This window comes from Lacrimispora sp. (assembly GCF_046972725.1).
In the GTDB taxonomy this organism is placed as follows: Bacteria; Bacillota; Clostridia; order Lachnospirales; family Lachnospiraceae; genus Lacrimispora.
In genome coordinates, this window is sequence record NZ_JBKVXF010000001.1 from 682,444 (window position 1) to 702,750 (window position 20,307).

At 42.4% G+C, this 20,307-nt stretch carries 19 protein-coding genes; 6 read left to right on the plus strand and 13 right to left on the minus strand.

Going from position 1 to position 20,307, the window contains the following annotated elements; all coding sequences use genetic code 11:
* Positions 1 to 9: 9 nt before the first annotated feature.
* From ACLTWA_RS03435 to ACLTWA_RS03460, 6 genes are all read right to left on the minus strand, one after another.
* Positions 10 to 1,926, minus strand: coding sequence for an LTA synthase family protein (locus ACLTWA_RS03435; protein ID WP_412326145.1), 1,917 nt, complete (start codon positions 1,924 to 1,926; stop codon positions 10 to 12).
* Positions 1,927 to 2,063: 137 nt separating this feature from the next.
* Positions 2,064 to 2,552, minus strand: a complete 489-nt coding sequence (locus tag ACLTWA_RS03440) for a zinc ribbon domain-containing protein (protein WP_412326146.1) — start codon at positions 2,550 to 2,552, stop codon at positions 2,064 to 2,066.
* Between the two features lie 72 nt (positions 2,553 to 2,624).
* Complete coding sequence (locus ACLTWA_RS03445; protein ID WP_412326147.1) at positions 2,625 to 4,802, minus strand: DUF6449 domain-containing protein; 2,178 nt, start codon at positions 4,800 to 4,802, stop codon at positions 2,625 to 2,627.
* On the minus strand, positions 4,777 to 5,676 hold the full coding sequence (locus ACLTWA_RS03450; RefSeq protein ID WP_412326149.1) for an ABC transporter ATP-binding protein: 900 nt from the start codon (positions 5,674 to 5,676) through the stop codon (positions 4,777 to 4,779). Before ACLTWA_RS03450 ends, ACLTWA_RS03445 begins: the two co-directional genes overlap by 26 nt.
* Positions 5,669 to 6,067, minus strand: coding sequence for a GntR family transcriptional regulator (locus ACLTWA_RS03455; protein ID WP_412326150.1), 399 nt, complete (start codon positions 6,065 to 6,067; stop codon positions 5,669 to 5,671). Before ACLTWA_RS03455 ends, ACLTWA_RS03450 begins: the two co-directional genes overlap by 8 nt.
* Before the next feature lie 89 nt (positions 6,068 to 6,156).
* Positions 6,157 to 7,002, minus strand: coding sequence for a DUF4397 domain-containing protein (locus ACLTWA_RS03460; protein WP_412326152.1), 846 nt, complete (start codon positions 7,000 to 7,002; stop codon positions 6,157 to 6,159).
* 351 nt (positions 7,003 to 7,353) lie between these two features.
* Between ACLTWA_RS03460 and ACLTWA_RS03465 the strand changes: the two genes are divergently transcribed.
* Positions 7,354 to 7,677 (plus strand): DUF805 domain-containing protein, encoded by a 324-nt coding sequence (locus tag ACLTWA_RS03465; protein WP_412326153.1) that lies wholly within the window; start codon positions 7,354 to 7,356, stop codon positions 7,675 to 7,677.
* Positions 7,678 to 7,820: 143 nt separating this feature from the next.
* Here ACLTWA_RS03465 and nifJ read toward each other — a convergent pair whose 3' ends face one another.
* Together nifJ and ACLTWA_RS03475 are read right to left on the minus strand one after the other, a co-directional pair.
* A complete protein-coding gene (gene nifJ, locus ACLTWA_RS03470; RefSeq protein ID WP_412326154.1) occupies positions 7,821 to 11,360 on the minus strand; it encodes a pyruvate:ferredoxin (flavodoxin) oxidoreductase in 3,540 nt (1,179 codons plus the stop codon).
* A gap of 196 nt (positions 11,361 to 11,556) precedes the next feature.
* A complete protein-coding gene (locus ACLTWA_RS03475; RefSeq protein ID WP_412326155.1) occupies positions 11,557 to 13,272 on the minus strand; it encodes a VanW family protein in 1,716 nt (571 codons plus the stop codon).
* Positions 13,273 to 13,454: 182 nt separating this feature from the next.
* Between ACLTWA_RS03475 and ACLTWA_RS03480 the strand changes: the two genes are divergently transcribed.
* Entirely contained in the window at positions 13,455 to 14,309 is an 855-nt protein-coding gene (locus ACLTWA_RS03480) for a PHP domain-containing protein (RefSeq protein WP_412326156.1), read from the plus strand.
* Between the two features lie 3 nt (positions 14,310 to 14,312).
* Here ACLTWA_RS03480 and hemB read toward each other — a convergent pair whose 3' ends face one another.
* Positions 14,313 to 15,296, minus strand: a complete 984-nt coding sequence (gene hemB, locus ACLTWA_RS03485; protein ID WP_412326157.1) for a porphobilinogen synthase — start codon at positions 15,294 to 15,296, stop codon at positions 14,313 to 14,315.
* Between the two features lie 134 nt (positions 15,297 to 15,430).
* Here hemB and ACLTWA_RS03490 point away from each other — a divergent pair, with 134 nt between their 5' ends.
* Positions 15,431 to 15,685: a hypothetical protein gene (locus tag ACLTWA_RS03490; RefSeq protein ID WP_412326158.1), complete on the plus strand. Its 255-nt coding sequence runs from the start codon at positions 15,431 to 15,433 to the stop codon at positions 15,683 to 15,685.
* A gap of 65 nt (positions 15,686 to 15,750) precedes the next feature.
* Here ACLTWA_RS03490 and ACLTWA_RS03495 read toward each other — a convergent pair whose 3' ends face one another.
* Both ACLTWA_RS03495 and ACLTWA_RS03500 read right to left on the minus strand, forming a co-directional pair.
* Positions 15,751 to 16,899, minus strand: a complete 1,149-nt coding sequence (locus ACLTWA_RS03495; protein WP_412326159.1) for an AI-2E family transporter — start codon at positions 16,897 to 16,899, stop codon at positions 15,751 to 15,753.
* Position 16,900: 1 nt separating this feature from the next.
* A complete protein-coding gene (locus ACLTWA_RS03500; protein ID WP_412327167.1) occupies positions 16,901 to 18,064 on the minus strand; it encodes an alanyl-tRNA editing protein in 1,164 nt (387 codons plus the stop codon).
* Between the two features lie 155 nt (positions 18,065 to 18,219).
* Here ACLTWA_RS03500 and ACLTWA_RS03505 point away from each other — a divergent pair, with 155 nt between their 5' ends.
* Positions 18,220 to 18,456, plus strand: coding sequence for a chorion class high-cysteine HCB protein 13 (locus ACLTWA_RS03505; RefSeq protein ID WP_412326160.1), 237 nt, complete (start codon positions 18,220 to 18,222; stop codon positions 18,454 to 18,456).
* 57 nt (positions 18,457 to 18,513) lie between these two features.
* Here the strand turns inward: ACLTWA_RS03505 and ACLTWA_RS03510 are convergent, their stop codons facing one another.
* Positions 18,514 to 18,663, minus strand: coding sequence for a hypothetical protein (locus ACLTWA_RS03510; protein WP_412326162.1), 150 nt, complete (start codon positions 18,661 to 18,663; stop codon positions 18,514 to 18,516).
* A 76-nt stretch (positions 18,664 to 18,739) separates the two neighbouring features.
* Here ACLTWA_RS03510 and ACLTWA_RS03515 point away from each other — a divergent pair, with 76 nt between their 5' ends.
* Both ACLTWA_RS03515 and ACLTWA_RS03520 read left to right on the plus strand, forming a co-directional pair.
* Positions 18,740 to 19,300, plus strand: coding sequence for a hypothetical protein (locus ACLTWA_RS03515; RefSeq protein ID WP_412326163.1), 561 nt, complete (start codon positions 18,740 to 18,742; stop codon positions 19,298 to 19,300).
* Between the two features lie 26 nt (positions 19,301 to 19,326).
* On the plus strand, positions 19,327 to 19,614 hold the full coding sequence (locus tag ACLTWA_RS03520; RefSeq protein WP_412326164.1) for a hypothetical protein: 288 nt from the start codon (positions 19,327 to 19,329) through the stop codon (positions 19,612 to 19,614).
* A 13-nt stretch (positions 19,615 to 19,627) separates the two neighbouring features.
* Here ACLTWA_RS03520 and ACLTWA_RS03525 read toward each other — a convergent pair whose 3' ends face one another.
* On the minus strand, positions 19,628 to 20,254 hold the full coding sequence (locus ACLTWA_RS03525; RefSeq protein ID WP_412326165.1) for a DedA family protein: 627 nt from the start codon (positions 20,252 to 20,254) through the stop codon (positions 19,628 to 19,630).
* Positions 20,255 to 20,307 lie beyond the last annotated feature (53 nt).

A 20,307-nucleotide genomic window follows, 5' to 3' on the forward strand; every position in this document is an offset into this window, starting at 1 on the left:
CTTTTTTTGCTAATCTTCTAATTCAAATCGAAAAGTTCCGGCCTCGCTCAAAGGAACTTTATCCCGTCCAATCTGCCACACAGATATTTCTGAATCTTTTACTTTATTCTCAGGTACATTTTTCGCAATGATCAGTTCCGGCCAGATAAACGTGGTTTCCACTGCTTTTCCATCCAGGCATATCTTGGAGTATGGCGTAAAGTTATTACCGTAAACTAATACGTTGGAATCATTATAAACCACATCATCAATCGTTATATCATCGATGCCCATTTTAAGATCCGTGGAATTATAAGGACTTTTTCCGCCATATACCTCATGACTTCCGTAAAGGATATCATATTCCAGTGTTTTCATGTCTTTTAAGTAGCTTTCCTTATCCACCTGGTTATCATTAAAATATTTTTGATGAAACCGCATCATGGTCCCTTCATGAATATTCAGCATGTTTAAGATATGGGCTCCAAGCTGATAAGCCTCCACGTCCTTTTTCACAGGCGGAAGATTCATATTGTTCCAGACCACATATTCGGTCTGGAACAGCGACCCGTTCTTCATCTCGCTCTCTGACCACTCAAATCCGGGCAGGTGGTCCCCATACATCACTAAAACAGTAGGTTCCTTCCGGATCCGCAGGGTATTGACCAGAGAACGTATAAATTCGTCCATTTCATTGATCTGCTGGCAATAGTATTCAAAACTTGAATATTTCCCATGTCCCTGAACAGAAATCGTATAAATGAAATCAGGATTCGGTGTGGAATCCAGGGTTTTAATGATCTCTCCGGTCAATATTTTGTCCTTGCACCAGCCCGTGGGATTTCGTTCAATGTTATTCATATACTCAATCGGCGTAAATGTATCAAAGCCGAGCTGGGAAAACACACGGTTCCGGTCATAAAAGGTGGCTTCATTATTATGAATCGCATGAGCGCTATAACCAATATTTTTCAAGTCAAAGGCCAAACTTTCCGAAGAAGTCTTCTTTAACACCGTTTTATACGGATACTCACCAGGTCCGAAAAAGTCCAGATTCATACCGGTGATCGATTCAAACTCCGTATTGGCAGTTCCGGCTCCGACCACAGGCACATTCAGATAACCTCCCGGATAATTTTTCTGCAATTGACGGAAAAATGGAATGGGATCATATTTTACCGGATTGTTTTTCCATAAAGAAGGGTCAAAAAAAGATTCCAGCTGAATCATAATGATATTGGGTTTCGTATCTTCTGACAGATCATATAAGTTTTCCGGTACCAGTTCTTCCGCTTTAATTGCTTCCATGGTTTCGTTCCCATAGTCTTCCGGCTTTGATATTCCCGTATTAAATATGGAATTGGAAAAACAGTATGGGAAGCCAAAACTGCGAAATGCATCTCCGATATTACCAAAATGTACGGCTACCAAACCAGTCCTCATGGATAAACTTGTAGCCCCCAGAACCAATACGGCACATACGGCTATTACCGCTGTACCAAATCCGTATCTCACCTTTTCTTCTGAGACAGGTGCTTTTTTCCACACAAAGATCAGGCAAAGGATTGCAAACACGATCCCCAGTACGATCAGAATGATCTGCTGCCAGGTAAAGTAAACAGTAGCCAGACCAATGGCATACTTCACCAGACGGAAATCTGCTGCCGTAAATGGTGTGGTTCGAAAAATCAGAAGAATCCCGTTGACTACCCCTAAAAAAAGCCATATTACAGACATTGCAATACAGACAAATGCCTTTCTCCTGGTTACGAACAGAATGGTAAAAGGAAGGGTTATAATCAGAGTATTCAATAAAAAGATTAAGAACCCGCCCAGCATATAGGAGCCAAGGCTTGTCAGGGATTTTCTGGCTGCCAGCTCAATCATGATATTTAGTACGGCAGAAAGAGCAAAAAGCTTCCCCAGCCATTTGACATATATATTCATAATATACCTCTTTGCATCATAATTCTTTTTGAGTCGGCTCTAGTCTACCACACTTTACGGAAAATTTACATACCTTTTTTATAAAAGCAGAAATTGACACAAATAAGGACCGGCCCCCGGACCGGTCCCTTCATTAATTATTCCTGCTCTTTCGTAGGTTCAAATGCATCTTCATTCACCGCATTGATACCAGCTGTTAAATTCAATTCTTCTGTCACAGCGGTATCTTCCGGCTCTTCAGCATATTCTTCATTCGTTTCCTGTTCTGCGGAGGCTTCCTTTACAGGAGCACCACACTTTCCGCAATAAAAGGAATTCTTTGGAACTTTCGCTCCGCATTCTGCACAGATACGGGTTCCCTCGCTTTGGCTCAGTTCAATCTCCAGAGCGGCAATTCTTTCCCGGCTGGCTCTTACAGCTTCATATGCCTTAGCATACGCTTCCTCTGGCGCATTGTTCGTTTCATAGAACTGTTTCCCGATGGCAGCATAAGCCTCCTCAAGCTTTGTTCTCTCAGCACTTATCTGTGTCTTTAATTGTATCGTCTCAGTCAGCGCTTTCGCCTTGGTTGCGACCTCTTTGCCGGTATCGCTGAGTGTTTTCCCCAGCTCTTCAAAAAATGCCATCCGTGATTCCTCCTTTGACTTATACTTCTACCATTTTAACTTTATTGGGAGAAAAAGTCAATGAAAGAGTGCTTACACACCTCTTTTTATCTTCTCGATATTCTCTGTCACAGACTGCGGAAGCTGATTTAAGGGAATCGTATATTTCATCTCACTTTTACTGCCGGCTGATTCTGATACTGCCGAAAAGCTAATTCTTTCAGACCTGTCGGTGATAAATGGATTCATATTGGAATACTCCTCGACGGAAGCCTTTTCCATTATCTCCATCAGCATCTTTGGATCTGTAATTGTCAGATACTGCATATCCTGTTTCTCAAAAGAATACATGTATTCAGCAAACTGAGTCAAATCAATGTTGATTTCTTTGATCTGCTCCGGATTATTCCAGCTGTCCACATCAACCTGACACTCTTTAAGCAGTTCCAATGTATTCCTAAAGGAAGGATAGATGGGATAATATCCTCTTTCCGTAACATCACCATACTGCCAGTAGTTCTGACTCTCCGTCCGCTTAGTTTCTGCATCCGCCTGTTTTCTGGTGACAAACTGTATTGACCCGACAGGATTTTCCTTCTGCATAGTCTCCACCTTCAGATTTTTCAAATCTTCCTGGTATGTCATAAGTATCTTTTCCGTCATAGCTTTATCGGTCCCGTTCCGGTCAAGGCTCACGACATTTCGCAGTGCACCTCTGCCGACTCTCACCCATGCAGTATCTTCCGGAGTCTGAGTCAGCACAGGATAAACGGCGTTTAAGAAATTTGGATTTTCATAGATCCGGACGATTTCCGGACGTATTTTCTCTCCGGACAATTCGTAAGACCGGTAAATACTTTTCCCATTCTTCATCGTATATTTGACTAAAAAACGATAAGTTCTCTCATTGTCACCCGTATCTCTTTTGGTCGTGCTGCTTCGGTCCAGACGTTGATTTCTTTCCACTGCCTCACGGACCAAGGCCAGAACGGGAACAGTATCTTTCAGTTCCATATGATTTAAAATATATTCATTGGAGGATATATACCGCCAGTTATAATCACCTTCTGCATCCTGCCAGATATCTCCATAGGATATCCAGTCGGCAGTGTCATCAAAGGATACTGCCACTGACTTTATAGAACTTTCTTCCGGTATATAGCTGTCAAAGCCAAAGAAATCGTAGCGGAAGCTGCAAAATAAGGCCCCAGCGAAAACAGCAGAAACGATCATCTGCTTCCAGTGGGAAAACAGCTTTCGGAACTCAAAATGATAAATAATTTCTATGAAACAATGAGATAGCAATGCCCCACAGACCAATCCGAATACCGCCCAGCCCAAACTGGAATGAATAAACCAGAAAAACAGACTTCCGCATAGTGAAATAAGAATAACAATCGGAATCCGTATGATTGGCATACTGATCTTAAATGCCATCGCTTTCCCGGCAGCCTCTGACCCTCTCTTCTTATAAAGCCAGAAAGACAGAAATGCTATCATTGCAGTTACAATTATGACCGCTGTGATCCGAAGCAGGACCTCCCCTGAATATTCGCCCGATTTCACCTTCTCAATATTGGCAAAAAACAGTGCTATTGGAGAAAACTTATCCATTAGCCTGTGGAATACCGTTTTGCCCTCCTCGTAGCTGGTATAAAAGAACTGATTATAAGACAATTCCAAAACAAATAAAAGACAGAGGGAATAGAAATTGAATACAAGTGTACCAAAAATTCCTATTAATATGTTTCCTGTTAAAATCATTGCAAGTACTGTTACTGTATACAGCATGGTATAATGTATCAGAAAAAACAGAAATCCGGTAAAAGAAGCCCCCGCAACTTCTACAGGAGATATCCTGTTTGCACCAATCACCCCCAGCGCAAGCAAAAGATTGATTCCAAAGGCTGCCGCTGCTATTAGAATACCATTCATATAATTCGCCCAGAATAAATGCTTTCTGTTTACCGGTATTCCATGGTAAAAATCCACCTTCTGCCTGGAGTGAAGATAAGAAAAACTGGTCACTCCCATAATCAGAGACAGAAAGATGATCAAGGCAACCATAAATCCATTTTGAATTCCAAGCCATTCTTGAAGCTCTGAAATAATATACTGATGATTCATTTCCTGCTTTATGTTCTCGTCAAGCACAAGCGCTGTTCCTACCGGAAGAATAAAGAAAAACATCAAAAAAGCAACGGCCATGGACCAGAGGCGCTGTTTTCCGTCCTCCTTAGAAAGATTAAAAAATAAGTTTCTTGATGTCATAACCGGCCACCTCCGTTTCACTGATAAATATTTCTTCCAGAGACAGTGGAATCATCTCATAAAATACCGGCTGGTACGACTCCATCAGTCCCTCTATTTCTTCTTTTCTTCCACGTACTGTTATGGTATAGAGCTTTCCTCTGGATACTGTCTTTATGCGCTTTAAATCCACCAGGTCATGCTCTGTCATCCCATCCTTTAACACACATTGAATCTTGTGAATGTTAAGCTTCATGTCATCCAGATCTCTGGAAAGCAAAATTCCTCCTCTGTGCAGAAGCCCCACATGATCACAGATATCTTCAAGTTCCCTTAAATTATGGGAAGCAATAATGGGGGTTAAATTCCGTTCCGCCATATCATTGGCGAAAATACTCTTTACTGCCTGACGCATGACAGGGTCAAGCCCGTCAAAGGTTTCGTCACAGAACAGATAATCTGTATTCGCACATATTCCGCAAATAACAGAAAGCTGTTTCTTCATTCCCTTTGAAAAAGTCTGAATCTTTCTTCTGGTTTCCAGACCAAAATTATCCATCAGCGTCTGAAAACGTGCCCGGTCAAATTCCGGATAAACTCTGCTGTAAAATTCCATCATATCAACAGGCGCTGCATTGTTAAAATAATATTGGTCATCGGATATATAAAAGAAGCGTCTCTTTACCTTTTCGTTTTCATAAACCGGTTCTCCGTCTATAGCAACACTGCCTTCATCCGGCCTTAATATTCCGCTGAGCATTCTTAAAAACGTACTCTTTCCCGCTCCATTGGTTCCGATAAGTCCAAACACGTTCCCATCCCGTATTTCAGCGCTTACATGGTCTACAGCTACAATATCATCAAATCTTTTGGTTAAATTTTCGGCTTTAATCATAAGTTCTATCCTCCCCTTCCATATATTCCGGTTTCGTCCAGCCCTCTGCGATCCAGGTATGAACTTTATCTTCCGTCAGGCCCGCTCTTTTCGCTTCATCAATCCAACTTCCAAGTTTTATCTTCAGCTCACTGTTTTTTAACGCACGGATCGAACTGGTATCAGCCACAAAGCTGCCTTTTCCCTTAACCGAATAAATAAATCCCCTCCGCTCCAACTCTGCATAGGCTCTTTGAATTGTATTAGGATTAATGGATAAATCGGTAGCAAGATTCCGGACAGAAGGCAGCTGGCTATCCTGTTCCAACACACCGCAAATCATAAGATCCTTTAATTTTTCAACGATCTGCTCATAGATGGGCCTTCGGTCTTTGTAATCAAGCAATATCATATTTCACCTCCTATATCTGTATTAATACATCTAATACACTAAATATAGCAAAATACCTCCGGTCTGTCAACCAGAGGTACTCATATTATTTAATTTCTGCGGTCCTCGACGATCAAAATACGTATGGCATTCTGGATAAGACTCCAGTTAAACACATATAGGGTGTAAGATACATTTCCTCTGATGTAAATATTAGAGCTTAATAAAATACTTCCGCTTAAAGGATTGCTGCCAAGAACAGAGACCATGTAATATCCTGTAGTTGTGTACTGAAAATTAGTTACCTGCCTGTAATTAACATCCTGAAAGGTAACACTGCCGCCATTTAACATGACATTGATCTTACGGTTTGTTATGGAAAGGTTGCACACCCGAAAACATCCGGTATTGATTCCCCCATTGCAGAAAATGTCTTCAATGACCATTAAATCAAGCCCTGAATCCGTATTGATAATTGCAATTGTAATTGCCTCTTTTGCAGGAATCTGAATTTGTTTTTCAACATATACATAGTGATTATCACCCGTTACCGTGATCCTTTGTTCCTCAGCAGATACCCGCCCATACCGGGTCATTTCACCATTATTTAATCCGTTTACAGCGATCTCGCCGTTGATAAATATATAAAATGCCGGATAGTCCGCAGCTGCATTTAGAAAGCGCACCAGCCCCACCTGCGGAGAATCACAGTAATAACACGGAATAATTGGTTTTGGAAACATTGTAATGATGGAACTCCAGGCACTTTCATGTCCGTCTTCCGAAGATGGAATATCAAACGCAGGCCATTTTTCTTCCTGGTCGGGAACAACTATATTTGACTGATCCCCGTCTGAATATGCGGACTCTTCACCATCTTTCTGAGACTGCTGGGGATTTGGTTCTGTATTTATGTTAGAATTTGTATCATCAAGAATATAAATTAAATCGCCCATAAAAACCCTCTTTTATGATAGTTATATAATAAGTTATTCTTACGATAATACTCAGTGCCTGTCCCTGCATATTTGGCAATGCATTCACATCAATAAGTCTTAATAATCTCTGCATTCAGCCTCCTGAAATTTTGTGACAAAGGAATTCTGTTGAATTTTTTGAATATATTTTTTACTTAATAGTAATTATCTTAAATTTTTATTTAAAAAACAACCAAAAATAGGTACAAATTCATCATTTTTTAATTTTTTCTTTTTTTAACTTTAAATTAACAATTATTTACTATATAATGAATATGTATATTACAAAAGAAAGGAAGGTTACAAAATATTATGAATGAGTACCTTTTAATGTGGAAGAATTTTTTCAATTTCAAGGACCGTACCTCGGTAAGAGGATATTGGATGGCAATTTTATTTAATATTATTGCTATCTTAATTTTAGGAGTGCTGATATCAATATCTGAAGTCTTTTTTATTCTATACCTTATTTATATCCTTGCAATCCTAATTCCATCTCTTTCCTTATCGGTTCGCCGGTTACATGATATTAACAAATCCGGATTTTGGGTCTTTATTACCTGTGTTCCATTTATCGGAGCGATTCTCTATCTGATTTGGGTATGCAAACCCAGCGTGGATGAAGGAAATCGTTTTGGAACATCTCAGGTATAATTTTTAATACCGGTTCTAAAGTTACATAATTAACAAAAAATCCCCATGGCCAGAGACTCCTCTTGCCATGGGGATTTCATATGCATTCATATATACTGCAAAAATACGCCCGGATAAATTACCCGGGCGTATTTTTAAATCAATTAATCATTACCGTATAAGGTAACCAATTTCTGCAGATATTCAAATCTTGCTTTTGCATCTGCTTCATTCTTCTCGAATAAGTCAGCGGCTCTCTCCGGGTTCTTCATTACTAAGGAAGCGTAACGAACCTCACCCTTTAAGAATTCCTGATATCCCTCTAAAGCAGGAGCCTTGCTGTCTAAGACAAACTTCTTCTCAGCAGCTGGGTTGAAACGGAAGTTATTCCAGTATCCGCATTCTACAGCCAGCTTCTCTTCTGTCTGAGCTTTGGACATACCTTTCTTGATACCATGGCTGATACATGGAGCATAAGCGATGATCAAAGATGGTCCTGGATAAGCCTCTGCCTCTGCAATTGCTTTCACAGTCTGAGCATAGTCAGCACCCATAGCGATCTGTGCTACATATACATAACCATAGCTCATGGCAATGCTTGCCAAGTCTTTCTTCTTTGTATCTTTACCGCCAGCAGCGAACTGTGCTACAGCACCGGTCTTAGTAGCCTTGGAAGACTGTCCGCCTGTATTGGAGTAGATTTCTGTATCGAATACCATGATATTGATATCCCTGCCGCTTGCAAGAACATGGTCAACACCACCGAAGCCGATATCATAAGCCCAGCCGTCTCCACCAAAGATCCACTGGGATTTCTTAGCCAGGAAGTTTTTGTCTTTTAAGATTGCCTTGCCTAATTCACAGTCACAGCCCTCTAAAGCTGCAACAAGCTTTTCTGTAGCAGTACCATTGGTTGCGCCAACTGTGAATGTGTCAAGGTACTCTTTACATGCTGCTTTTACTTCATCGGAAGACTTCTCAGAATTTAAAAGTTCTTCTACTTTAGCCTTTAAACCGTTTCTAAGTGCAGTCTGAGCTAAAAGCATACCATAACCAAACTCTGCATTGTCTTCAAATAAGGAGTTAGACCATGCAGGACCCTGTCCCTTTTCGTTCACGGTATATGGTGTAGACGGTGAAGAGTTACCCCAGATAGAAGAACATCCGGTTGCATTGGCAATATACATTCTGTCACCGAATAACTGAGTAACTAATTTTGCGTAAGGTGTCTCGCCACATCCAGCACATGCTCCTGAATACTCAAGAAGCGGCTTTTTGAACTGGCTTCCCTTAACCGTGGTCTCTTTGAATTTTGTAATAACTTCCTGCTTAATAGGAAGTGTCTGACCATAGTCAAAGCCGATCTGGGTGGTATCACAGTTTGCTTCCATGTTCACCATAGTAAGAGCTTTTTCGCCCTTCTTTCCAGGACAAACATTAGCACAGGATCCACAACCGGTACAGTCAAATGCGGATACAGTAATAGCAAACTGATATCCAGCCATTCCTGTCATAGGAAGTGTCTTCATAACTTCCGGTCTCTTAGCTGCCTCTTCTTCTGTCATAGCAACCGGACGAATAACTGCATGAGGGCAAACATAGGAACAGAAATTACACTGGATACAATTATCCGGGTTCCAGCTTGGAATATTTACAGCAATACCACGTTTCTCAAATGCTGATGTGCCAGATGGAGTGGAACCGTTTGCATAATCGGTAAATGCTGATACCGGTAAGGAATCACCTTCCTGCGCGCTTACCTTGATCTGAATATTATTGACAAAGTTTACAACATCCTGGTTATCGCCAGAGATTGTCTTATAATCAAGACCTTCATCTGTGCAGTTTTTCCAGCTTTCCGGCACTTCTACTTTAACAACGCCTTTTGCACCGGCGTCGATTGCAGCCCAGTTCTTCTTTACAACTTCTTCGCCTTTACGTCCATAAGTTGCTTTAGCTGCTGCCTTCATCAGTTCGTTTGCTTTTTCAGCAGGAATAATTCCTGTCAGTTCAAAGAATGCAGACTGAAGAATTGTATTAATACGTGTTGGTCCCATACCGGTCTCAATACCGATTTTCACACCGTCGATGGTGTATAACTGGATATTGTGATCAGCAATATATTTCTTCACCTGACCTGGTAAGTGCTTATCAAGACCTTCTTTGTCCCAAGGACAGTTCAATAAGAAGATACCGCCGTCTACAAGTTCCTGAACCATATTGTACTTGCGTACATAGGAAGGATTGTGGCAAGCTACAAAGTTTGCCTTACGGATCAGATAAGTGGATTTGATCGGCTTATGTCCAAAACGTAAATGGGACATGGTAACACCGCCGGATTTTTTGGAGTCATAATCAAAGTAAGCCTGAGCATACATGTCGGTATTGTCACCGATGATCTTGATGGAGTTCTTATTCGCACCTACCGTACCGTCTGCACCAAGACCCCAGAACTTACAGTTGGTTGTTCCCTCTGGAGTGGTAACAATCGGAGCACCTGTTTCAAGAGAAAGATGAGTAACATCATCCACAATTCCGATAGTAAATGGAGTTTTTGTCTCATTATTGTAAACAGCAACGATCTGTGCCGGAGTTGTATCCTTGGAGCCTAAGCCGTAACGTCCGGATAAAATCTTAACCTGATCGAACTTTGTTCCTTTCAGAGCTGCAACAACATCTAAGTATAATGGCTCGCCTAAAGAACCTGGTTCTTTTGTTCTGTCTAAAACAGAGATGGTCTTAACAGAGTCAGGAATTGCATCAATCAAAGCCTGTGCGCTGAAAGGTCTGTAAAGACGAACCTTTACAACACCAACCTTATGGCCGGCCTTTGATAAATAATCAATTGTCTCTTCGATCGTCTCATTCACAGAACCCATAGAAATGATTACATGATCTGCATCTGCTGCTCCGTAATAGTTAAATAACTTATAATCTGTACCGATCTTAGCATTGACCTTGTCCATATATTTCTGAACAATTGCCGGCAGCGCATCGTAATATGGATTGCAAGCCTCTCTTGCCTGGAAAAAGATATCAGGGTTCTGAGCGGAACCTCTTAAGTTCGGCTTGTTAGGATTTAATGCATTGCGACGGAATTCATCGACAGCATCCATGTTTAACATTTCTTTTAAATCTTCATAATCCCATGTTTCGATCTTCTGGATCTCATGAGAAGTACGGAAACCATCAAAAAAGTTGATAAACGGAACTTTGCCTTCAAGAGCAGCCATATGAGCTACCGGAGTCAAGTCCATAACTTCCTGTACGCTTGATTCGCATAACATTGCACAGCCTGTCTGGCGGCATGCATATACGTCAGAGTGGTCACCAAAAATAGATAAAGCATGGCTTGCTACTGCACGAGCGGATACGTCAAATACTGCCGGCAGCTGCTCACCTGCGATTTTATAAAGGTTCGGGATCATAAGTAACAGACCCTGGGAAGCGGTATAGGTGGTGGTCAGCGCACCTGCTGCTAAGGAACCATGAACTGCACCTGCTGCTCCTGCCTCAGACTGCATTTCTGTAATCTGTACTGTCTGACCAAAGATGTTTGTTCTTCCGTCTGTGGCCCACTCATCTGTGGCTTCTGCCATAGGTGTAGATGGGGTAATTGGATAAATAGCCGCTACATCAGTATACGCATATGACGCATGTGCTGCTGCATGGTTACCATCCATGGTTTTCATTTTTCTTGCCATTTTTGATTTCCTCCTGCAAATGTGAATATTAATAAATAGTTCCCTTAAAGGGAAAGTGACCTGACATTATTATAACAATTATTCAACAAAAAGCAAATATTAAAACTGGAAAATTAAGTATTATTTTTGAAACAATCGACAAAGCAGAGGACTGGATAGAATTATCTGTCCAGTCCTGTCTATTTTTGTCCGTTTATCAGTTCATCGGATTCGGCGGAACAATGTTTTCTACAGGGGCCGGGGTTTCTTCCATAGAAGGAGAAGGTCCCTGTGGTTTTGAAGGCTGTGTCTCCTGTGCGGTCGGTTTATCCTGCTGGCTTTCAGACCCAGCCGTATTCCCTGATGGGTCACCGATATGAGATACTGTTGTCTCTGCATTGCTCTGGGAACTTTCCTGGCTCCCCGTACCGGAAGGATCCGCTGCCGGAATCACGACTCCTGATGTATTTCTCTTGATCGTAGCAGGCTTTCCACGATAGGTGCTGTTATGGAAAAACTCATCACTTACCACAACCCCATCCTTCTTAGTCACCAGATTCGTCACCCAGCGGCTGCCTTTGGTTTCCGCCTTTACGATCTTTTCTTCTCCTGCCTGAAGCGTCTGATCTTCTTCATATACAGGCGCAGGAGCATCAAGCTCCGCTGTCTTTTTGGAAGTCATGGACAAAGTCACGCCTTCTTCCAATATAGGAATACCGACGATGGATATCTTTAACTTCTGTTTCGCAAAACTGGTTCTGATTGCTATGGCACTGGAAGAATTATTTACAAACTTCATATCCGGCCCCCCATAGCTTACCATGGCATCTTCCCCCGGCGTAACATAGGAAGGCTCATAACTATGTGCATGGCGCTCTGTTGTCGTAAGACCGGCAAATACCACAGCATTATATAAGGTAGATGATACCTGACACACACCTCCGCCAGGCTCCTCGATCAATTCTCCGTTCAAATATGCCCCTGCAGGCCGATAGCCCTTGGCAGGAGAACGTTCCCCTGTGGCCTTATTAAATGAGAACTCTTCCCCAGGCTTAAGAATCAATCCGTTCAAAGCAGCAGAGGCAAGTTCGATGTTCTTATTCCTTGCGCTGTTCGATGTGGTGGTGGTGGTATAAGTCCCAATCACCTTGTACATCTTTTTCGCCTGAGCTTCTGTGATCTCTGGTGCAACTTCCCTGCCTGTGGCCGGGACAGATGCCTGAAAATTCTTCGCCTTAAGCTGAGCAGTTATATCCGCAGACAGTTTATCCTCATCGATCACTACACCGTTTTGCTCTCCGGAATAAACAAATTCTCCGGTATTTTTGTCAAATCCTGAAATGGAACCGTTTTTTGCAGGAACATTCCATTTTTCTGCAACCGCTTTTACTTCTGATCTGATGTCCTCTTCCATTCCATCCGTATCTAAAGTGTAGCTTTCTTTCGGTTCCCCTTTATATATCTCTTCCAGCAATGCTTCTATCTTGCCGTCCAGAAGATTCTTTACCTGGTATTCATCATCCTTATAGGTGACCTTCATCCCCCATGGGTACTTTTTATCAATGGCTTCTCTGGCTTCTTCTCTCGACATTCCGGTAATCGAAATATCGTCTATCTTCACGTCCTTTTTTAATTCCGTCTCTGAGACCGTTGATGAATTCACTTCAGCCGCCTTTGCTTTATGGCTTCCAATCAATTTAACAACCGCCACAATACTGATCACCGCGACAACAGCCAGAATAATACCCAAAAGTACTTTTGTTATATCGTATTGAGGTCCTCTTTTTCTTTTCTTTCCACGTCTTTGATAAGAACTTCCACGGCTGTAAGACTGGCTTGTCCTGCGGCCTGATGACGACGTGGCCCTTTTACTTTCATTCTGAGCGGAACGGGTTCTTCCTCCGCCTCTTTGTCTGTTATCAACCTGACTCATTTATTTCACCTTTTTACATGATTATGTGGTATTACATTGAGTAGTATACCATACTTTGTGGGAAATGCTATTACGATTTTATGAATTTTCTTAATTAATTCAAGCGTTTTTTTACGCATTTTACATAACGTAAAAAACATGTTACTATAGTGTTACCAATCTATTTCATTTTGGAGGTTTTTATGAATTTTGTCGATTTACATGTTCATTCCAATGCTTCGGATGGCACCTTATCTCCCTCCGAAGTGGTGTCGCTTGCTGTAGAAAAAAAGCTGACCGCCATTGCTCTGACCGACCACGATACTATTGACGGCATTAAAGAAGCGCAGGAGGCTACGTTCGGACTTCCTCTTAAGATCATTCCCGGAATCGAGCTTTCCTGTGTCTATCTTGAAGAAGAGATTCACATTCTGGGACTTTATGTCGATTCTTCTGATCCCTGTTTTTCTTCTGAAATCAAAGAGCTTAAAAAACTTCGGGATAAAAGAAATGTCGAAATAATCCGCCGCTTCAATGAAGCCGATATTTCCATCTCCCTGGAAGAGGTCATGGCCGGTAATCCGGATACCGTCATAACCCGTGCACATTTTGCACGCGTGCTTTTTGAAAAGGGCTACGTAAAAAGCATGGACCAGGCATTTAAAAAATATTTAAATTATGGCGGTCCCTATTGTCCACGGAAAGAAAAAATCACTCCGGAGCACGCCATGAAGATTCTGACGGACAACAATGCGTTCCCGGTTCTGGCTCATCCCTTCCAGTACCACCTGGGTGATAAAAAGACGGATGAACTGGTCTGCTCCTTAAAAGCGCTTGGACTTTTAGGTCTGGAAGTCTATCACTCCTCGAACAATCAATATGAAAGTTCAAAACTAAGAAAACTTGCCAGAAAATACGGTCTTTTCCCCACAGGCGGTTCCGATTTCCATGGAAGCAACAAACCTGATATTGAATTGGGAACCGGCAGAGGCGGACTTCGCATCTCAAGCCTGCTGCTTGATGACATTAAAAAATTTCGACAGCAAACCACACCGTAACAATCAGCCGATTTTCCCCTCATCCATAAAACCGGCCAGCTCAATGGCAAAATAAGTAATAAGGATATTGGCTCCGGCACGGTAAATGCTGACAGCAGATTCGCATATGATTTTTTCTTCATCAATAAATCCCGCCCTGGACGCTGCTTTTATCATGGAATACTCTCCGCTTACGCTGTAGGCTGCTACCGGAATCTCATGCCGGTCCGCCACTTCTCTTATGATATCCAGGTAAGACAGGGCCGGTTTGACCATAATGATATCTGCCCCTTCTGCTGCATCAAGTTCTGCTTCCTTCAATGCCTCTTTTCGGTTATGATAATCCATCTGATAGCTTTTGCGGTCCCCGAAGGCCGGTGCAGAGCCTGCTGCCTCACGAAAAGGGCCATAGAATGCAGAAGCGTATTTCGCAGAATATGCCATGATCGATACCTCAAAAAAGCCAGCTTCATCAAGCGCTTCTCTCATAGAACCGATCCGGCCATCCATCATATCTGACGGTGCTACCATATGGGCTCCTGCTCTGGCATGAGATACGGCTATACGGTTTAAGTATTCAAGGGTCTTGTCATTATCTACGCTTTCTCCGCAAAGAATTCCGCAGTGGCCATGAGAAGTATATTCACACATACAGACATCCGTTATGATATATACAGAAGGATAATTCTCTCTGATATAGCGGATGGTTCTCTGAACAATTCCATTCTCCTCATATGCCTGGCTTCCACAGTCATCTTTATGTGCCGGAATACCAAACAGCAGAACCTTTTCCACTCCTGCATCAACCAGTCTGTCCATAATAACGGAAAGCTGATCCACGCTGTAACGGTACTGTCCTTCCATAGAAGAAATCTCTTCAACAATCCCTTCTCCATCTACTGTAAATAACGGATAGATAAGAGACTCCTTTGACACCCTGGTTTCCCTTACCATCTTTCTCAGGGTATCCGATGTCCGCAGCCTTCTGGGTCTGTATAATAAGTCCATTTGTCTTTACCTCCATTTTATTCCTGTCCTATTATACACCCTCTTTAAGAAGATTCAAGTAGTTCTTGCAGCAACCCGAAAGATTGCTTATAATAGTACTTGTTTCATACCAATTAGAAATGAGGGACTGCTTTATGGAAGAATTCTATCAGGCAATTGAAGAGAGAATCCGCATGACAGGCTATGAAGGCCCTGTAAGCGGGGAAGACATTTACAACGATATCTGTGATGAGATCGATGACAAAGAACCGGGTGCTTACATTTTTATGTCAAAAAAGACGGACGATACCTTTTTCGAATACAAAATCCAGATTTTTGAAGACCAGTTCAACTTAAGTGCTGTCGATATTCATACGCCAAGCAATGTCTATCACGCAGATTTTGATTAAAAAGGATAGTAAAATCCCCCAAAAGGCGAACACAGATTTATGTGTCCGATTTTTGGGGGATTTTTTTATGGCTTGACTGTCTTCCTTTTTGGGGGAGGGTTCTTTTTATTCAGCCTTTTGTTCACGGCTTCCCGAAGAAGAGTATACAATACGGAGCAAACAGGAATGAAGACCAGCATTCCCACGATTCCCATGGTACTGCCGCCGATGGTAACCGCCACCAGCACCCATATGGAAGGAAGACCTACGGAATTACCTACCACATGGGGATAAATCAGATTTCCCTCCAGCTGCTGAAGTACAAAAAATATGATTAAAAAAACAAAGGCATTGAGGGGTTCCACCATCAACATGAGGAATGCTCCTATGGCACAGCCTATGAACGCCCCAAACAGGGGAATCAGGGCGGTAAATGCAATTAATACGCCTATGAGCAGTGCGTATGGCAGCTGAAAGATTGAAAGTACAATAAAGAACATAGTTCCAAGTATAACAGCTTCCAGACATTGGCCCGCAAAGAAGCTTGAAAATGTCTCATAAATGAGATGTAGTATTTCCAGCGTCCGGTCAGTAACCGCTTCCGGAAGATAGGCCCTCATCAGCTTCTTAAACTGTCGTGACAGCGTTTCCTTTTGAAGCAGGATGTAAATGGCAAATACAAAACCAATGAAAAATGTAGTAACACCGCTGATTATGGACATCGCCGCTGATACCGTAGAAGAAAGCACTGTTCCCGCACCAGTTGTTAAAAATTCAACCACCCGGTCCAGAAAGGATTTCCAGTCAATCTGAATGCCGTTGATATAATCTGCCACCTCAGGAAATTGAGCGAACAAAAGCTCTGCTTCTTTCTGTATACTTGTAAGAAAAGCCGGAAAACTGTTTTGCAGGCTTAACAGGGTATCAAACACCTGAGGCATAACTACAAATATTACAAGAACTACGATTCCTACTACAAATATGATTGACAGGCACAGACTTATGGGCCTTAAAAGCCTGCTCTCTTTCTTTAAGGGCAAGAGCTTTTCAATTCTCTGCATCGGCACATGAAAGATAAAAGCCATTACTCCTCCAAACAAAAGAGGGGTCAGGAATCCAAATAATTTTACGGCAAATCCAAACAGGCTGCGGTAATTAAAACCGGCCACAACTGCTACGACTGCAAATACAATCAGCCAGCGAAGCTTTTTAATAGTACTGTCATTTAACTCCATTCTATTCTCCTTTTAATTCTTCCTGAAAGACCTTTTTAATATCCTGCATAAAGGCATGAAAGGTCCCCTGCGCCATCTTTGCACTTCCGCCGCCCCGGCCGTTTAACCGGCTGTTAACCGTCTTACTGAGCTGGCGCATATCCACGGACCTGCTCCCTATGGCATACTGATACATATCCTCTTCTCCAGAGCAGACAAGAACGATGCTCCCTTTGTTCTCTTCATAAAGCATGGTACAAAACTGCCTTAATTCAGCGGGAGCCAGCCCACTTTCAAAAACCAGGAGAGGTTCCTCTGACACCGGGTATTCCATTACCTTTTTTTCAAAAAGCTCTTTAGACAGCTGGTTGAGCCTGCTCTCCTTTTTCAAGCCTTCTTCTTTCAGCTTTTCAACCGCTCCCAGAATTTCATCGGATTTTGCTGACAGAAGAACAGAAATCCCAGATACGGAATTTTGCTTTTTTTGATAATCAAGCAGGGCCATCTTTCCGCACAGCATGGAAATTCTCACTCCGCCTTTATATTTCGTCAGGCCTGTCACCTTTACGATCCCGATCTCTCCCGTATTTGTTACATGAGTTCCGCAGCAGGCGCATACATCTCCTCCCGGAATCTCAATAATGCGGACCTGGCCGCTTAATTCTTTTTTGCTCCTGTAATCCAATACAGATAATTCTTCTTTGGAAGGGCAGGATTCCCGTATGGGGACATTCTCCCATATGATTTTGTTGACCTCTGTTTCTACGGCTTCTATCTGGTCCCATGAAAGAACTCCGTTAAAATCAACGGTTATCTCATCTTTTCCCATATGAAATCCTACGTTATCAAAGCCATAATGCTTATGTACGATTCCTGACAGAAGATGTTCTCCCGAATGGTTCTGCATATGGGAGAACCTTCTCTCCCAGTCAATGATTCCAGTTACCGTACTGCCGGCGAAAACCTGCCTGTCCGTTATATGAACAATTTCTTCCGCCTTTTCCCGAACATCAAGGACTGCCGCTTCTCCCAGCCGTCCCATATCTGACGGCTGTCCGCCGCCCTCCGGATAAAAGGCCGTCCGGTCCAGCACAACTTCATAAAGCCCGTCCTTTCCCGGTCTGCAGTCCAATACCTTAGCTTCAAATGTTTTCACATACGGCTTTTCATAATATAATTTTTCCATCATTTACTCCTCATTTTCCTGTTGTTACTAATTATACACAACAATTGGATAAGTTCAATCATAACAAATCTAAAATTTTACGAAAAAATGTGGAAACAGTGGCAAGCTGATATTCATACACTTACATTGTAAACAAATTATTTGGAGGAACCAATATGAGTGATCTGGCAGCAACTAACTGTGGATGCGGATGTGACGGAGGAAATAGTGGATGTGGCAATATTATTTGGCTTATCCTGATCCTTTGCTGCTGCGGCGGTAACGGTTTCGGCGGTAACAGTTGTGGCGGATGTGGTGGCAATGATGGATGCGGTAGTTGGATTTGGATCATCCTTCTTCTTTGCTGCTGCGGCGGTAACGGTTTTGGTGGCGGAAATAACTTCTGCTGCTAAACACGAACATAAAATGAGGCCCGGTCCTTTTTCAGGACCGGGCCTCATTTTTATCCATCAGCGGCTTTGACCGTTTTCTTTCCCTGGCCTCTGAAAAGGGCCCTGGCTGTTGCCTCCTTTACCGGTATTCCGGTTCTGTTTCCGATTCATGCATTCATCATCAATTTCATATACAGCATTTCCATCTATAATTAATCGGCTTCTCATATCTATATCACTCTCCTGTAATACTAATATATGCAGCTGCATATATTGTCAACAAGAAAAGTAAGGATCTTAAACCATGAATAATAATGAAGAAAACATCCGCGCAAATGATCTGGACTCCCTCATCGGTGATAACCACCTTCAAATGATGAAGGCTGCCCTGCCTTATATGAACGTTACCCAGCAGCGTTTTATATCTACCTTCGTTAAATTCAACGAGCTGCAGCGTACCATAAACCTATTTGAAGAGGGAGAGGTAGCTGCCATGGGAATCTGTTCGGCCGGCAACAGACAATCGCCCGACTCCCCTCTTGAAATGCTGAATACCATCAAGCCCTATGCCAATCAGGCGGAGCAGGACCTCATAGATCTTTTCATCAACTTCTTCCAGGGATTTAAGCTGGCCGGAGCCTATCAGGAACCGGTTCCCAGTTCTACTGTCCCGGTGCAGGCGCAGGCGCAATCTGATGGACAAAACAAAACCGAAGGGCAGAATAAATCCCAGAATACCCGCCGTCAAAATAATCCGCTGGGACGGATGCCTTTTGAACAACTGAAAAATTTCATGCCTCCGGAACAGCAATCCAGGCTTGAAACCATGCAGCTTATGATGTCTGCCATGCAGCAGATGAATTAACCAGAAGAAAGGAAGGAAACAAATCTATGAATTCCAACTGGAAACAAGATCCAAGGCTCAAAAAAATGAATCCAAAAAAAATCTCCATGCTGACTGAATTTGCCGCCAAAGTAGAATCTACTCCAAAGGACCAGCTTATGACCACCCTTTTATCCTTAAATGCGGAGGCCAGCCAGAAAGGCATCCAGTTTAACGACGAAGAAACAGACCTGCTTATCTCCATCATGAGCGCCAATATGAGCCCTGCCGAAAAAAGCCGTCTAGATACCATTCGAATGCTTTCAAAGAATATGATGAGACGCAATAAAAAATAATGCAATTGCTGTATTATTTTTCAGAACTTGCCTTGCGGATGCGTTTCTTTAAAAACATCAGCAAGGCGATACCCCCGGCTGCAAGAATGAAAACTCCGATCATGGAGGTGGCAAACCCAACTTTATGCACAATAGCTTCCCAGTTATTCCCGGCTGCAGCCCCCAGATTTACAAGCAGAAGGTTCCAGAAAAAGGAACCAATGGCCGTGAAAATAATAAAAGCAAATAAGTTCATCCTGGCTGTACCGGCCGGCAATGAAATCAGACATCTTAAAACAGGAACACATCTGCAGAACAAAACGGAATATTTCCCTTTCTTTTGAAACCAGTCTGCAGATTTATAGATGTCTTCTTTTTTAAAACCAAGAAGCCTTCCGAGCTTTGTATCAACAAGAGCCGCAAGCCTGTCCTCCGACAGAAACCTGCCGACTCCATAAAGCAAAAGAGAGCCGATCACAGATAAAACAGTCGCGCCAATAACTACCCCGGTTATGGTCATAGCAGACTGGGCGGTCATTAATCCTGCAAAGGTAAGCACCAGTTCTGAGGGAATAAAAGGGAAAACATTCTCAAGTATTACAAAAAACATGATTGCAAGATAACCATACTGATTCATTGCCTGTATTATGAATTGATCCATTTTTAATGCCTTTCTGAATTTATGTAATATCACCAGCAGAATACATACATTTC

Coding starts and splice junctions, on each gene's coding strand:
- ACLTWA_RS03465 (WP_412326153.1), top strand. CDS start 7,354: ATGTGGAAGAATTTTTTCAATTTCAAGGACCGTACCTCGGTAAGAGGA.
- ACLTWA_RS03495 (WP_412326159.1), bottom strand. CDS start 16,899: ATGGAGTTAAATGACAGTACTATTAAAAAGCTTCGCTGGCTGATTGTA.
- ACLTWA_RS03520 (WP_412326164.1), top strand. CDS start 19,327: ATGAATTCCAACTGGAAACAAGATCCAAGGCTCAAAAAAATGAATCCA.
- ACLTWA_RS03440 (WP_412326146.1), bottom strand. CDS start 2,552: ATGGCATTTTTTGAAGAGCTGGGGAAAACACTCAGCGATACCGGCAAA.
- nifJ (WP_412326154.1), bottom strand. CDS start 11,360: ATGGCAAGAAAAATGAAAACCATGGATGGTAACCATGCAGCAGCACAT.
- ACLTWA_RS03480 (WP_412326156.1), top strand. CDS start 13,455: ATGAATTTTGTCGATTTACATGTTCATTCCAATGCTTCGGATGGCACC.
- ACLTWA_RS03450 (WP_412326149.1), bottom strand. CDS start 5,676: ATGATTAAAGCCGAAAATTTAACCAAAAGATTTGATGATATTGTAGCT.
- ACLTWA_RS03505 (WP_412326160.1), top strand. CDS start 18,220: ATGAGTGATCTGGCAGCAACTAACTGTGGATGCGGATGTGACGGAGGA.
- ACLTWA_RS03460 (WP_412326152.1), bottom strand. CDS start 7,002: ATGGGCGATTTAATTTATATTCTTGATGATACAAATTCTAACATAAAT.
- ACLTWA_RS03490 (WP_412326158.1), top strand. CDS start 15,431: ATGGAAGAATTCTATCAGGCAATTGAAGAGAGAATCCGCATGACAGGC.
- hemB (WP_412326157.1), bottom strand. CDS start 15,296: ATGGACTTATTATACAGACCCAGAAGGCTGCGGACATCGGATACCCTG.
- ACLTWA_RS03515 (WP_412326163.1), top strand. CDS start 18,740: ATGAATAATAATGAAGAAAACATCCGCGCAAATGATCTGGACTCCCTC.
- ACLTWA_RS03500 (WP_412327167.1), bottom strand. CDS start 18,064: ATGGAAAAATTATATTATGAAAAGCCGTATGTGAAAACATTTGAAGCT.
- ACLTWA_RS03475 (WP_412326155.1), bottom strand. CDS start 13,272: ATGAGTCAGGTTGATAACAGACAAAGAGGCGGAGGAAGAACCCGTTCC.
- ACLTWA_RS03445 (WP_412326147.1), bottom strand. CDS start 4,802: ATGACATCAAGAAACTTATTTTTTAATCTTTCTAAGGAGGACGGAAAA.
- ACLTWA_RS03525 (WP_412326165.1), bottom strand. CDS start 20,254: ATGGATCAATTCATAATACAGGCAATGAATCAGTATGGTTATCTTGCA.
- ACLTWA_RS03510 (WP_412326162.1), bottom strand. CDS start 18,663: ATGAGAAGCCGATTAATTATAGATGGAAATGCTGTATATGAAATTGAT.
- ACLTWA_RS03435 (WP_412326145.1), bottom strand. CDS start 1,926: ATGAATATATATGTCAAATGGCTGGGGAAGCTTTTTGCTCTTTCTGCC.
- ACLTWA_RS03455 (WP_412326150.1), bottom strand. CDS start 6,067: ATGATATTGCTTGATTACAAAGACCGAAGGCCCATCTATGAGCAGATC.